The sequence below is a fragment of the Streptomyces sp. NPDC051243 genome, from assembly GCF_044455405.1.
Taxonomy (GTDB): domain Bacteria; phylum Actinomycetota; class Actinomycetes; order Streptomycetales; family Streptomycetaceae; genus Streptomyces.
In genome coordinates this window covers 208353-221885 of the sequence record NZ_JBITES010000016.1, presented here as the reverse complement: position 1 = coordinate 221885, position 13533 = coordinate 208353, and the positions used below count along the sequence as shown (strand labels likewise).

Annotated in this window: 12 protein-coding genes; 5 read left to right on the top strand and 7 right to left on the bottom strand. The window is 71.0% G+C overall.

Features of this window, described 5'->3' with window-relative positions; genetic code table 11:
• Window positions 1-30: 30 nt before the first annotated feature.
• On the bottom strand, window positions 31-324 hold the full coding sequence (locus tag ACIBAG_RS35205; protein ID WP_399110872.1) for a hypothetical protein: 294 nt from the start codon (window positions 322-324) through the stop codon (window positions 31-33).
• A gap of 293 nt (window positions 325-617) precedes the next feature.
• On the opposite strand from ACIBAG_RS35205, the gene ACIBAG_RS35200 reads away from it, so the two are divergent.
• The 3 genes from ACIBAG_RS35200 to ACIBAG_RS35190 are packed head-to-tail and all read left to right on the top strand — an operon-like array spanning window position 618 to window position 4214.
• Window positions 618-1877, top strand: a complete 1260-nt coding sequence (locus ACIBAG_RS35200; RefSeq protein ID WP_399110870.1) for a hypothetical protein — start codon at window positions 618-620, stop codon at window positions 1875-1877.
• Window positions 1874-3448, top strand: a complete 1575-nt coding sequence (locus ACIBAG_RS35195) for a substrate-binding domain-containing protein (protein ID WP_399110869.1) — start codon at window positions 1874-1876, stop codon at window positions 3446-3448. Before ACIBAG_RS35200 ends, ACIBAG_RS35195 begins: the two co-directional genes overlap by 4 nt.
• Window positions 3435-4214 (top strand): hypothetical protein, encoded by a 780-nt coding sequence (locus ACIBAG_RS35190; RefSeq protein ID WP_399110867.1) that lies wholly within the window; start codon window positions 3435-3437, stop codon window positions 4212-4214. Before ACIBAG_RS35195 ends, ACIBAG_RS35190 begins: the two co-directional genes overlap by 14 nt.
• A 14-nt stretch (window positions 4215-4228) precedes the next feature.
• Here ACIBAG_RS35190 and ACIBAG_RS35185 read toward each other — a convergent pair whose 3' ends face one another.
• From ACIBAG_RS35185 to ACIBAG_RS35165, 5 genes are all read right to left on the bottom strand, one after another.
• Window positions 4229-5239, bottom strand: coding sequence for an LLM class F420-dependent oxidoreductase (locus tag ACIBAG_RS35185; RefSeq protein WP_399110866.1), 1011 nt, complete (start codon window positions 5237-5239; stop codon window positions 4229-4231).
• 99 nt (window positions 5240-5338) lie between these two features.
• Window positions 5339-6160 carry a hypothetical protein gene (locus ACIBAG_RS35180; RefSeq protein WP_399110864.1) on the bottom strand — a complete coding sequence of 274 codons (822 nt, stop codon included), beginning with the start codon at window positions 6158-6160 and terminating at the stop codon, window positions 5339-5341.
• Window positions 6161-6324: 164 nt separating this feature from the next.
• A complete protein-coding gene (locus ACIBAG_RS35175) occupies window positions 6325-7281 on the bottom strand; it encodes an N-acetylmuramoyl-L-alanine amidase (protein ID WP_399110863.1) in 957 nt (318 codons plus the stop codon).
• Window positions 7282-7374: 93 nt separating this feature from the next.
• Window positions 7375-8025, bottom strand: coding sequence for a class I SAM-dependent methyltransferase (locus ACIBAG_RS35170; protein WP_399110861.1), 651 nt, complete (start codon window positions 8023-8025; stop codon window positions 7375-7377).
• A 180-nt stretch (window positions 8026-8205) separates the two neighbouring features.
• A complete protein-coding gene (locus tag ACIBAG_RS35165; protein ID WP_399110859.1) occupies window positions 8206-9951 on the bottom strand; it encodes an MFS transporter in 1746 nt (581 codons plus the stop codon).
• Between the two features lie 196 nt (window positions 9952-10147).
• Between ACIBAG_RS35165 and ACIBAG_RS35160 the strand changes: the two genes are divergently transcribed.
• Window positions 10148-11596 carry an MFS transporter gene (locus ACIBAG_RS35160; protein ID WP_399110858.1) on the top strand — a complete coding sequence of 483 codons (1449 nt, stop codon included), beginning with the start codon at window positions 10148-10150 and terminating at the stop codon, window positions 11594-11596.
• 28 nt (window positions 11597-11624) lie between these two features.
• On the opposite strand, the gene ACIBAG_RS35155 is transcribed toward ACIBAG_RS35160, so the two are convergent.
• On the bottom strand, window positions 11625-12257 hold the full coding sequence (locus ACIBAG_RS35155) for a response regulator (RefSeq protein WP_399110935.1): 633 nt from the start codon (window positions 12255-12257) through the stop codon (window positions 11625-11627).
• Between the two features lie 375 nt (window positions 12258-12632).
• On the opposite strand from ACIBAG_RS35155, the gene ACIBAG_RS35150 reads away from it, so the two are divergent.
• Entirely contained in the window at window positions 12633-13508 is an 876-nt protein-coding gene (locus ACIBAG_RS35150) for a MaoC/PaaZ C-terminal domain-containing protein (RefSeq protein ID WP_399110857.1), read from the top strand.
• Window positions 13509-13533 lie beyond the last annotated feature (25 nt).

Sequence of the window (13533 nt, the reverse complement as noted above, 5' to 3'; positions counted from 1 at the left end):
TCAGTGACGGTGCACTCGCAGCGAGGCGGCTCAGTGGCGGTGGACCCGATTGGCTATCGCGTGCCCGACGAACAGGTAGACCACCGCCGCCAGGCCGTAGCCCGCCACGACCCTCGCCCACTCCTCGTCGAAGGTGAACAGGTCGTGCGACCAGCCCGCCAGCCAGCGCGCCGCGTCGTGCACGAACTGGACCAGGTCGTTGGCACGGTTGGCGTCCAGCAGGTACATCAGGATCCACAGGCCCAGGATGACGGCCATGATGTCGGCGACGATCGCGATGACCGTGCCGGCCTGGTTGGCACCGTTGCGATATCGAGGGGACATGCCCCACGGGTAGCCGGGTCGGCATGACCGAAACCTGCTGACCGAAACCCCCGCGATCGAACCCCTTTGACTGGAACGTGAACGGGCCCCTACGTTCAACTGCCGTTCCCTGGAAGGTCGTTCGCCCGTAAATATGATCACCGACGATCCTGCCCCCGGAGAGGGCAGGAGAGCCGGTGTCCGAAGCAGACAGACCGTACGCCACATCCGAAGCAGACAGACCGCGCCCCACACAGGAACCCCGACTGCGCACCCGTGTCAGGGACCGCCCCCGGGCGCGCTTACCGTTGCGCGTGAAGGTCGCCCTGGTCGGCGCCCTGGCCGGACTGATCGCACTGTTCGTCACGGGCAACGCCCTGCGCCCGCTCGACCGCATCACCACGATCGAGGCCAGAATGGCCTCCAAGTCCGACTACTTCAAAGACCCCGAGGTGCAGCGGCTGCTGCTGCTCAAGTACGGCCTGCGGGTCAACGTCCACCGACTCGGCTCCCGGGGCATCGCCACGCAGTCCCTCAAGGGCATGGACGCGGTCTTCCCGTCCGGACAGCCCGCCGCCAAGCTGATCCTCGACCGGCAGGACCAGTCGGTGCACTCGGCCCGCCCCTTCGTCACACCGCTCGTGCTCGGCACGTTCCGCGCCTACGCCGAGACCCTGGAGAAGGCGGGCGTGGCCACCCCGCAGCCCACCAAGGGTGGCGGCAAGACGCTCTACTACGACCTCGAGATGTGCCCGTTCATGGACCTGCTCGACGGGAAGGACGGCGAACTCGACAGGAGGGACGGCGACGACAAGACCTGTGAGAAGAACCTGAGCGGCGGCGAGATGGGCGACCAGGACAAGGACGGCACCGACGAACGCGCCGACACCTGGAACGGCATCGGCTTCGACAAGCCCGGCGGGCGCAGCAACAGCGGCCGGGTCCTGGTCCGCACCTCCAACGTCTGCGAGTCCAACTCCGCCGGCACCTACCTGAGCCTCCTCGCCTTCGTACGCAATGGCGGCACACCCGGCGCGGGCCAGGCCGACGAGGTCAGGGCGATGGAGCAGGCCCGGCAGGTCGCTCGGGACATCAAACCCCTCATCGACCTCCAGGGCATGTGGGCCGACGAACAGGCCGACAGCTACCTCTCCGACCTCGGCGAGAGCATCGCGCCCATCTCACTGATCTACGAGCACCAGTACCTGGCCCACCAGATCGAGTACGAGCACAAGCACGGCAAGCAGGACACCGACCGCGTCCTGCTCTACCCCACCCCCTACGCCCTCACCGAGCCCCAGCTCATCTCCCTCAGCGACAAGGGCGACCGGCTGGTCAGCGTCATCGAGAACGACACCGACCTGCGCCAGCGCGCCCTCGAGCTGGGCTTCCGCGTCCGCTCCGGCGAGGACGGCACGAGCGACCAGCTCAACAAGTACCTGAGCGAGCGCGGCATACAGGTGCCGACGCCCAACCGCGACGAGACCAAGGCCTACGAACCCGAACTGGACGTCCTGGAGGAGATCATCGACTTCGTGGGCTCCTGTCCGCCGCCCGTGCTGGACACCCCGTGAAGCGGTACGCGCGCACCCTCACCGCCTGTCTGGCCGTGACCCTGACCCTGCTCGCGGGCCTCACCTCCTGCACCCAGGGGGACGAGAACGTCACCCTCCGGGTCCTCGCCAGCCCCGAACTCGCCGACCTGGAACCCCTGTTGGCGGAGCTGAAGGACGACACCGGCGTCGAGCTGGACATGGACTACCGCGCGACGGCCGACCTGTCCGACGCCGGGAGTTCCTCGTACGACCTCGCCTGGCCCGTGTCCGACCGCTCGTTCCTGCTACGGCTGGAGGACGAGGGAGAGCGGGCCGCCCGGCCGGAGTCGACCCCGATCATGCGCTCACCCGTGGTCGTCGGCCTCACCCCCCAGGTCGCCGGCAAACTGCGGGCCGCCGCGCCCGGCGGACGCCTGTCGTGGGCGGACATCGCGGACGCGGCCGCCGACGGCACCGTACGGTTCGGAATGGCCGACCCGCGCCGCAGCGACACCGGGCGCGCGGCCCTCGTCGGCGTCGCCACCGCGGCCGCCGGCACCGGCAGCGCCCTGCGCGAACAGGACGTCTCCTGCGACCGGTTGCGCGGCTTCCGCTCCGGCCAGACCCTCACCGCCGCCAGCTCACGCGAGCTCATCGCGTCGTACACCGGCCGGCAGAGCGCGGCCAACGCGCTGATCGCCCACGAGTCCGAGCTGCTCTCCCTCAACGCGAGCAAGAAGCTGCGCGAGCCCTTGCGCATCGTCCATCCCGAGGACGGCATGGTGCTGTCCGACTTCCCGCTGCTCCTGCTCGACGCCGGGCAGCGGACCGCGTACCGGAAGGCGGCCGACTGGCTGCTGCGGCCCGACGTGCAGCGGAAGCTCATGCAGCGCACCTGGCGGCGTCCCGTCAACCAGGACGTCACCCCGTCAAAGCCGTTGCGCGCGGCGGTCGGCAACGCCCTGTCCTTCCCCGACCGGCTCTCCATCGTGGAGCGACTGGTCGCCGACTACGGCGATCCCGCGAGCACCACCACCGACCAGGTGGTATTCCTGCTCGACTTCTCCGGCTCCATGCGTGGCGAGCGCATCGCCGGCCTGCGCGCCGCCTTCGCCGGGCTCAGCGGCGCCGACCCCACCTCCACCGGCAAGTTCGCCCGCTTCTACCGGGGCGAGTACCTCACCGTCGTACGCTTCGGCGGTCGGGTCCTCCAGGAACGTACGGTGACCGTGCGCGGCGACGGCGATCTGCGCACCCTCGAAAGAGTCGTCGCCACCGCCCCCTCCGACGACTCCACGGCCGTCTGGTCGGCCCTCGACCACGGCTACCGCATCGCCGCCGACGCCGTGCGCGAGGCACCCGAACGGCCCGTGTCGATCGTCCTGATGACGGACGGCGAGAGCAACGCGGGGATCTCGTACGAGGAGTTCCTGCGCCGGTACGACCGTCTCGGCGCGGACGCCCGCGAAGTACCCGCCTTCCCCGTCCACTTCGGCGAAGCCGACGCGGCGGCGCTGCGCAAGGCCGCCGACGCGACCGGCGGCCGGCTGGTCGACGCCAACCGTTCCTCGCTCCTCGACGCCTTCAAGGAGATCCGTGGGTGTATTTGACAGCCAGTGGTGGAGCATGTGGTGGCCGGAGATGGTCCTCTGGCTGGTGACGGCTCTCTGCCTCGCCGTCGCGCTCTGGTACGCGCTGGTCCGCTCGGTGACCGCTTATCGCCGCGCCCGCCAGGACGACGAACAACCGGTCTCCGGCGTGTGCGTCTATCTGCACGAGAGGAGGGCGGAGGAAGTCGCGGACTTCCTCCGGATACCGAGGTCCGACCTGCGGGTCTCCCGCAAGGTCGATGTCTCCCGCGACCTCGGACTGTCCAGCAAGCTCCCTGGCGCCGGCGCCAAGGCGGGGCAGACCACGGGCTCCACGACCACCACCGAGACGGAGGAGCTCAGCACGCCGATGAAGACGATCGGCCTGATCATGGACAAGCTCCGGGAGAAGGACAAGGTGGTCGACGTCGACCTCGCCACCGGCCAGCTCGTGCCCACCAGGGCCCTCGCCGACCGACTGCGCGGCACCGCCGACGAGGACAACGCGCCGCTGACCGCGATCAGGAGAACCTACGTCTCGGTCTCCGGCCTCTTCACGATCCGCAGGGCCGACGGCGGCGGCGTCGTGCTGCGGGCCCGCTACGGCGACGGAAGGTCGACCAGTCATGTGAAGATCACCTGCGAGAGGTCCTGGGTCCGCGACGAGACCTGGGTCGACAGCTACTCGCAGGACGAGGAGTTCTCGGCCACCTGCCTGGGCCTGGTGCGCACCTGGAACGGCACGAGGAGCGAACTCACCCTTGAGCCGGTCTGCATCTTTTTGTGAACCCCGTCGTACGGCTAGGAGTTGAGCTCGGCGAGCACACGCAGCGTGTGGGGGTCCGGTGCGAGCGCCAGCAGATCCGTCACCGGCCCCTTCCGCCACAACTCCAGCCGCTCGGCGATGCGTTCACGCGGCCCGACGAGCGAGATCTCGTCGGCGAAGGCGTCGGGCACGGCGAGGACGGCCTCCTCCCGACGCCCGTCCAGGAAGAGCCGCTGAATCCGCCGGGCGTCGTCCTCGTACCCCATCCGTGCCATCAGATCGGCGTGGAAGTTGCGGGAGGCGTGGCCCATGCCGCCGATGTAGAAGCCGAGCATCGTCTTGACGGGAAGGAGCCCTTCCGCGAGGTCGTCGCACACCTGGACGCGGGCCATGGGAGCGACGAGAAAGTCCCGCGGAAGATCGCGCACCGCGTCCCCGTAGGCGTCCGGCCTGCTCGGCGACCAGTACAACGGCAGCCAGCCGTCGGCGATACGGACGGTCTGGGCGACGTTCTTGGGGCCCTCGGCACCGAGGAGGACGGGGAGGCCGGAGCGGAGGGGGTGAGTGATCGGCTTCAACGCCTTGCCGAGCCCGGTGCCGTCCGGCCCGCTGTAGGGATGGGAGTGGAAACGCCCGTCGAGCCGGACGGGGGCCCGGCGCTCGAGCACTTGCCGTACGACATCGACGTACTCCCTCGTGGCGGTGAGCGGCGACGCGGGAAACGGCCGCCCGTACCACCCCTCCACCACCTGCGGCCCCGACAGCCCGAGCCCCAGCATCATGCGCCCGCCGGAGAGGTGGTCGAGGGTGAGGGCGTGCATGGCGGTGGTGGTGGGGGAGCGGGCAGCCATCTGGGCAACGGCCGTACCCAGTTTGATCCTTGAGGTCCGGGCGGCGATCCAGGTGAGCGGAGTGAACGCGTCCGACCCCCAGGACTCGGCGGTCCATACGGAGTCGTAGCCGAGCCGCTCGGCCTCCTGGGCGAGGGGGACGTGGTCGGGGGAGGGGCCGCGACCCCAGTAACCGAGAGCGAGCCCGAGCCGCATGCCTGCCTCCTTCTGACGGAGTGTCAGCTGGGAGGGCGACTGTACGACAACGGCCCCTCACCGGGAAGGGTGAGGGGCCGTTGAGCGATTGCCGTGGGCTCAGCCGCGCTGAATCCCCGAGGTGTCCTGGAGCACACCACGACGGCCGTCCTGCGTCTGGGCCACCAGGGCCGGGCCACGCTGCTCGACGGCCAGGTACCAGGTGCCCGGCGCGAGTTCGGCGATCGGAGTGGGCGAGCCGTCCTCCGCGAACAGCGGACGCGGCACGGGCACGGCGAACCAGAACGGCGAGAAGTCCGCGGCGGGCGCCTGCGGCGCCTGCGGCTGCTGAGGCTGCCCACCGAAGGGCTGCCCGGGCTGCGGCTGGCCACCGTAGGGCTGCTGCGGCTGCTGGGCACCCGGGTAGCCGTAACCGCCCTGCGGCTGACCGCCGTAGGGCTGGGGGGCGGCGGGGCGGGGGGCCGGGATCAGGCCGGCCTGGAGGGCGGGGACGAGGGGGGTGGCGATGGCGGCGCCGGCCATGACCAGGGTGGCGACGAACGACAGGATCACGCCGATGCCCGGGTCGGGGCCGGCGGCGGTGCTCGAGCCCACGTTGTCGGCGCCGCCCGCCACGTCGAAGATGTTGCCGAGCGCGCTCCAGGCGGCGAAGACCGTGAAGGCGATGCCGAACTGGCCGAGGTCCAGACCGGCGACCTTGGGCACCTGCGGCAGTCCCCGGGAAACTACGACGAGCGCGGCGCCGATCACCCCGGCCAGGACAACGCTGAGCACGACCGGCCCACTTCCCCAGAGATTCGGGAGGTCGGCGCTGTCAGGAACTCCGTCGATCGAGTAGAGATCGAGGAACGACGCGATCAACAGCAACACCGCTGCTCCGATCACCACGCCGTCGCCTCGAGTGAGGGAGCGGATATTCACTTCAGGTCCTTCGTCAGTCGTCTCGTCATCGGCATCGCTGGAGGCGTCGCTGTCACCATGTCGCCGTCTGGCCCCGGTGTGAAGCGCAGGGCTGGCCCCTCATCGTAGGGATGACCTTATCGTCCGACCGACGAGGGTGTCCGCCGGGACCGCTCCGGTGATCACTACCCGCGCAGGAAACTCACGATTCCCTCAGAGATCCCCCGCGCGGCCTTCTGACGCCACGCGCCACTGGTGAGCAACGCCGCGTCCTTGCTATCGCGCATGTTGCCGCACTCGATGAACACCTTGGGAACCGTTGACAGATTGAGACCGCCGAGGTCCTTACGCGTGACGAGACCCGTGCCGTCGCCGACGTAGTTGGAGGGCGCGCTGCCCGTGACGCGGACGAAGGAGCCGGCGATGCGCTCGCCGAGTTCGCGGGAGGGGGTGACGATCGGGCCGGTGTCGGCGGCGCCCTCGGACACCTTGGCCGGGAGGATGACGTGGAAGCCGCGTTGGTCGGTGTCCGCGCCGTCCGCGTGGATGGAGACGACGGCGTCGGCGTGTGCCTTGTTGCCGATGCGGGCCCGTTCGTCCACGCAGGGGCCCCACGGCCGGTCGCCGTCCTGGGTGAACTTCACCGTGGCGCCCTGCTTCTGGAGCAGCGTGCGCAGCCGGTGGGCGACGTCGAGGGTGAACTCGGCTTCCGTGTAGCCGTCGTTCGTGGACGTACCCGTCGTGTCGCACTCCTTCCAGTTCGTGCCGATGTTCACCTTGCGGTTGATCTCGGCCGTGTGCCGGAAGTTGTTCGGGTTGTGGCCCGGATCGATGACGACGACCTTGCCCTGGAGGGGGCCGGAGGCGGCCGTGGAGTCGATGGTGGGGTCGGTGGTGGAGTCGGTGGTCGGCGTCGGGCCCGGCGGTTTGTCGTCGCTCGTGCCGGAGATCGCCGGCGTCGTGCCCGACGGCCGTACGGCCGCGTTGCCCGACCCGCCCGCGTTGCCGGAGTCACCCATCGCCTCGTACATCACCCACCCGAGCAGCGCCCCCGGGACGAGGGCGGCGGCCGCCACGGTCAGGGCGCGGCGGCGGGGGCGGCGGGGCTGGGGTGGATCGAAGTCCGGTCCTACGTACGACACGCCTGCCACCTTACGGGCCGACCACGCCCTCCGCGGGTACGGCACGGTCGAGCACCGCCGACCGTGGGATCAGGCAGGGGACCCGGCGTGGGATCAGACCCCCGTCCCCGTCCGCTTCAGCACCCGCAGCGACCCCGTCACCGCCACCTCGGTGAACGCCCCGGACTCCAGTGCCCGCAGATAGATCCGGTACGGGGCCTGCCCGGTGAACTCGTCCTCCGGGTCCGGGAACACGTCGTGGATGACGAGCAGCCCGCCCTCGGCGACATGCGGGGCCCAGCCCTCGTAGTCGGCGCCGGCGTGCTCGTCGGTGTGGCCGCCGTCGATGAAGACGAGGCCGAGGGGGCTGCCCCAGACCTTCGCCACCTGCGGGGAGCGGCCGACGAGGGCGACGACGTGCTCCTCCAGCCCCGCGCGGTGCAGCGTGCGGCGGAACGTGGGCAGCGTGTCCATCAGGCCGATCTCCGGGTCGACCGTCTCCGGGTCGTGGTACTCCCACCCGGGCTGCTGCTCCTCGCTGCCCCGGTGGTGGTCGACCGTGAGGGCCGTCACCCCGGCCTCGCGAGCGGCGTCGGCTAGCAGGATCGTGGACCGGCCGCAGTACGTGCCGACCTCCAGGAGGGGGAGGCCCAGGCGTCCGGCCTCGACGGCCGCCGCGTACAGAGCGAGCCCCTCGTGCACCGGCATGAAGCCCTTGGCGGCCTCGAAGGCGGCGAGAATCTCGGGCTTGGGCGCCGGGGCCATGGGGGTCCTCTCGGTCGTACGGGTGTTTGGGCGCCCATGGTGCACCACGCCCCCCGTCATGTGTGCGACGGGGGGTGTGACCTGCCGGGCCTCACCCGGTGACCGTCCTTTACGCGGCGACCGTCTCCTACGCGGCGACCGTCTCCTACGCGGCGCCGTCTCCTACGCGGCGACCGTCTCCTACGCGGTGACCGTCTCTCCCGGCAGCGACAGGTCGAGCTCGACCGGGCTGTCGTCGCCCGTGTGCGTCGCCGACGAGGCGAGCGGGGCGTGGCCGTCGGCCCGGGCGGCCAGGACGTAGGCGCCCTGAGCGGGGACGGCGAGGGCGTAGCTGCCGTCCTCGGTCGAGAGCGTGGCCCCCGCCTGGCGGCCCCGGCGGTCGATGAGCGTCACCTTGGCGCGGGGCACCGGCGTGCCCTCGGCGTCCAGGACGCGGCCGCGGAAGCCTCGCAGAGCTTCCTCGGCGTGCTCCAGATTGGTGTCCTCCTCGCTGCTGGCGCGCAGCTGAGGGTGGGCGGCGGCCGGGCGCTGCCTCGGCAGGAACAGGGCCATCAGCAGACCGATGGCCACCGCGGCGGTCGCGATCAGGAACGAGACGCGGAAGCCGTGCATGGTCGGGATCTCGACGCCGTTGACCGTGTTCGCGGTGTTGGCCAGCACCATGCCGATGACGGCGCTGGAGACCGACGTACCGATGGAACGCATCAGCGTGTTGAGACCGTTCGCCGCGCCCGTCTCGGAGGCCGGGACCGCGCCGACGATCAGGGCGGGGAGGGAGGAGTAGGCGAGGCCGATGCCGGCGCCCAGGACGACCGCGATGACCAGGCTCTGCCAGGGGGCGCTCATCAGGCCGAGGCCGGCGCCGTAGCCGATCGCGATGATCAGCATGCCGAGGATGAGGGTGGTCTTGGGGCCGTACTTCGCGGAGAGGCGGGCGTAGACGGGTGCCGTGAACATCATCGTCAGGCCCAGCGGGGCGACGAGCAGACCCGCGACGACCATCGACTGGCCGAGGCCGTAGCCGGTCGCCTTCGGGAGCTGGAGCAGCTGGGGCAGGACGAGGGAGACGACGTAGAACGAGACCCCGACCATGATCGACGCGAGGTTGGTGAAGAGGACGGCGGGGCGGGCCGTGGTGCGCAGGTCGACGAGGGGGGCCTGGGTGCGCAGTTCGTAGACGCCCCAGAGGAGGAGGACGACCGCGGAGGCCGCGAACAGGCCGAGGGTGGTGCCGGAGGTCCAGCCCCAGTCGCTGCCCTTGGTGATCGGCAGGAGGAAGAGGACCAGGCCGGCGGAGAGGCCGAGCGCACCGAGCAGGTCGAAGGAGCCTTCGGCGCGGACCTTGGACTCCGGTACGACGAGGAGGGTGAGGACGATGGACAGGGCGCCGAGGCCGGCGGCGCCGTAGAAGAGGGCGTGCCAGTCGGTGTGCTGGGCGACCAGGGCCGCGGCGGGCAGTGCGAGTCCGCCGCCGACGCCTATCGAGGAGCTCATCAGGGCCATCGCCGAGCCGAGCCGCTCACGGGGCAGCATGTCGCGCATCAGGCCGATGCCGAGGGGGATCGCGCCCATCGCGAAGCCCTGGAGGGTACGGCCGACGATCATGGGGAGGAGGGTGCTGGTGAACGCGCTGACCAGCGCGCCGATCACCATCACGGCCAGACTGGCGATCAGCATGCGCCGCTTGCCGTAGAGGTCCCCCAGTCGGCCCATGATCGGGGTGGCGACGGCGCCCGAGAGCAGGGTCGAGGTCAGGACCCAGGTGGCGTTGCTGGGTGCGGTGCTCAGCAACTGCGGCAGGTCCTTGATGACCGGGACGAGCAGGGTCTGCATCACCGCGACAACGATGCCCGCGAAGGCGAGGACCGGGACGAGGGCGCCGGAGGTCGCTCTGCTGGTGGGCTGGTCGTCAGTCGTTTGCGTCATGTGGGGGATCAACCAGGTACGCCTGGGCAACTATTCCGATGCTTTGGCCAGCTAACGAGTTTTTGACCTTCTCTTGGGGATCGGGCCTGGGCTGCAGTGGGAACGGACCTAGGGCGCGACGGGAACGGGCCTAGGGCGCAATGCGGAACGGTCCTGGACCGAATTCCCGATGCCAGGAGCGTCGGTCGTTGAGAGCATGACACTCATGCTCGAAGCCGCCGACGTCACCCGCGCCCCTCGCCGTACCGCCCCGCCCACCTGGCTGGTGCTCGCCCTCGCGTGCGCCGGGCAGTTCCTGGTCGTGCTCGACGTGTCCGTCGTGAACGTGGCGCTGCCGTCGATGCGGGCCGATCTGGGGCTGAGCGCGCAGGGGCTGCAGTGGGTGGTGAACGCGTACGCGATCGCCTTCGCGGGGTTCATGCTGCTCGGCGGCCGGGCCGGGGATCTGTACGGCCGTAAGCGGATGTTCCTCGTCGGGCTCGGCCTGTTCACCCTGGCCTCGCTGGCCGGCGGGCTGGCCCAGCAGGAGTGGCAGTTGCTGGTCGCGCGGGCCGTGCAGGGGCTGGGCGCGGCGGTGCTGGCGCCCTCGACGCTGACGATCCTGACGGCTGCGGTGCCGCAGGGGGCGGCTCGGGCGCGGGCGATCGGAACGTGGACCGCCGTGGGAGCGGGGGGTGGCGCGGCGGGCGGGCTCGTCGGCGGGGTGCTGGTGGATGTGCTGTCGTGGCGCTGGGTGCTGCTGATCAACGTGCCGATCGGGGCGGTGGTGCTGGCCGGCGCGGTGCGGTGGCTCGCGGAGAGCCGGGCCGGTGACCGGCGGCGACTGGACCTGCCGGGTGCGGTACTGGTGACGGCCGGGCTGGCGACCTTGGCGTACGGCATCTCGCAGACGGAGGCCTCGGGCTGGACGGCGCCCGCCACGGTCGTCCCGCTGCTCGTCGGCCCGGCCCTGCTCGGCGTCTTCCTCGTCGTGGAGTCGCGTACGGCGGCTCCGCTGATGCCGCTCGGACTGCTCCGGCTCAGGGCGGTGGCGTCGGCGAACGTGGCGATGTTCCTGTCCGGGTCGGCGATGTTCTGCATGTGGTTCTTCATGACGCTGTACGCGCAGAACGTGCTCCACTACACCCCGCTGGAGGCCGGCCTGGCACTGGTGCCGAGTTCGCTGGCCGTGGTCGTCGGCTCCAAGCTGGCGCCCCGGCTGATGCGGGCGGTCGGCGCGCGCAACGTCGCGGTGCTGGGCACGGTCGTCGCGGCGGTCGGCTTCGGCTGGCAGTCCACGCTGAGCGTGGCGGGCGGGTATCTGACCTCGATCATGGTGCCGGGGATCTTGATGATGCTGGGCGCGGGCCTGGGGATGACGCCGCTCGCGTCGCTGGCGACGTCCGGGGCCGGGCCGGGTGAGGCCGGGCTGGTGTCGGGGCTGGTCAACACCTCGCGGACGATGGGCGGTTCGCTGGGGCTCGCGGTCATGTCGACGGTCGCGGCGGGGCGTTCGGAGGGGAGCGGGGGGCCGCACGCGCTGACGGAGACGCCGCAGGCTCTGACGGAGGGGTACGCATTGGTGTTCCGTTCCTCGGCGGTGCTGCTGCTGGCGGGGGCGCTGCTGATGCTGCTGTGGCTGCCGAGGAAGGCTTCCGCGGCCTGATCACCGCCCGGCCCGGAAGCGGCGGCGACTACAGCCACCCCCGCCGCCGTGCCTCCCGCAGCGCCTCCATGTGGTCGGCGGTGCCCGTCCTGGCGGCGGCGGAGGCGAGGCAGTCGCGGACCGTCGGCTCGGGGAGACCCAGTCGGGTGGCGATGTCGGTGATGGTCGCACCGTCCGCCGAAGCTCCGAGGACGTCGCACTCCCGGGCCGTGAGCGGGTTGGGACCGGCGTCGTGAGCGGTGGTGGCCAGGGCCGGGTCGATGACCGTCTCGCCGGTGATGACCCGGCGGATCGCGGTCGCAAGTTCCTCGACCGGGGCGTCCCTGACCAGAAAACCGGCGGCGCCCGCGTCCATGGCCCGGCGGAGGAGCCCGGGTCGGCTGTGGGTGGTGAGGACCAGTACCCGGCAGTCCGGCGCCTGGTCGCGCAGCTCGGCCGCGGCGTCCAGGCCGCTCCGGCCCGGGAGTTCGACGTCGAGGAGGGCGACATCGGGGCGGTAGGCAAGAGCGGCGTCCACGATCGCCTCCCCGGCCGACACCTGCACCACGACCTCGATGTCCGGCTCCATCCCGAGCAGTAAGGCGAGCGCCCCGTGCGTCATGCCCTGGTCCTCGGCGAGCAGGACCCTGATGGACTTCGCGGGCCGGTGGTCCCGGGGCATTTCGTTCACGGCCCAAGGGTAGGCGCGGGGGTCCACGTTTGACCTGACCGCGGCGCGGTGAACGACGAGCCGACCCCTGTCGATCCCGAGGCGCGCGCGGCGAACGCCACCCGCAGGCCGCCGTCAGAGCGCCGCGCAGGGTGGTCGGCGCAGCAGACGGTCGGCGAGGAAGACACCCGACCCGGCGAACCGCATCTGATGCGGCGTCAGGAGTCTTCACAAGTGCACTGCGCTCGGCTATACAGAGGTCGCCGGACTGGAACGCGTTCTAGAACGGCCCGTGACGACCTCGGTGCGGCCGACGGTGCGGACGGCCGTACCGAGGTCTTGCCGGAACTGCCCGATCTGCCGGATGCCCCGTCTGTCAGGAGCCCCATGCCCATCGACGCCGCCAAGGCCGTAGCCGCCGAACCCCGGACCGGCGAGATCTCCTGGACCCCGAAGGACGTGCAGCTCTACCACCTCGGCATCGGCGCGGGCGCCCGCCCGGACATCGCGAGCCCCGCCACCGACCCCGACGAGCTGCGCTACACCCTGGAGTCCCGGCTGCACGTCCTGCCCAGCTTCGCCACCGTCGCCGGCGCCGGCTCACCCGGCGTGATCAGCAGCCTGTCCATGCCCGGCATCGAGGTGGATCTCGCCCGTGTCCTGCACGGCGGGCAGTCGCTCACCGTCCACCGACCGGTGCCCGTCGCGGGCACGGCGACCGCGACCGGCCGTATCGCCGCGGTCTACGACAAGGGCAAGGCGGCCGTCCTCGTCATGCGCACCGAGGTCGCCGACGCCGACGGCCCGTTGTGGACCAACGACGCCCAGATCTTCGTACGGGGAGAGGGCGGCTGGGGCGGGGACCGCGGTCCCTCCGCACGCCTCGAACCACCGGCCGGCGACCCCGACAAGGTCGTCGAGCGGCCCATCCGCGCGGACCAGGCCCTCCTCTACCGCCTCTCCGGCGACCTCAACCCCCTGCACGCCGACCCGGACTTCGCCAAGATCGCCGGATTCGAGCGGCCCATCCTGCACGGGCTGTGCACCTACGGCATCACGCTCAAGGCGGTCGTCGACACGCTGCTCGGCGGGGACGTGACCCGGGTGCGGTCGTACGTCACACGGTTCGCCGGGGTCGTGTTCCCGGGGGAGACCCTGCGGATCCGCATGTGGCGGGAGGACGGCAGGGTCCGGGTCGCCGTGGGCGCGGTCGAGCGGGACGACGCGTCCGTTCTCGCCGACACCATCGTCCAGCACTCGTGAGCCAGGAGCCTTCCGAGGGGAGCCG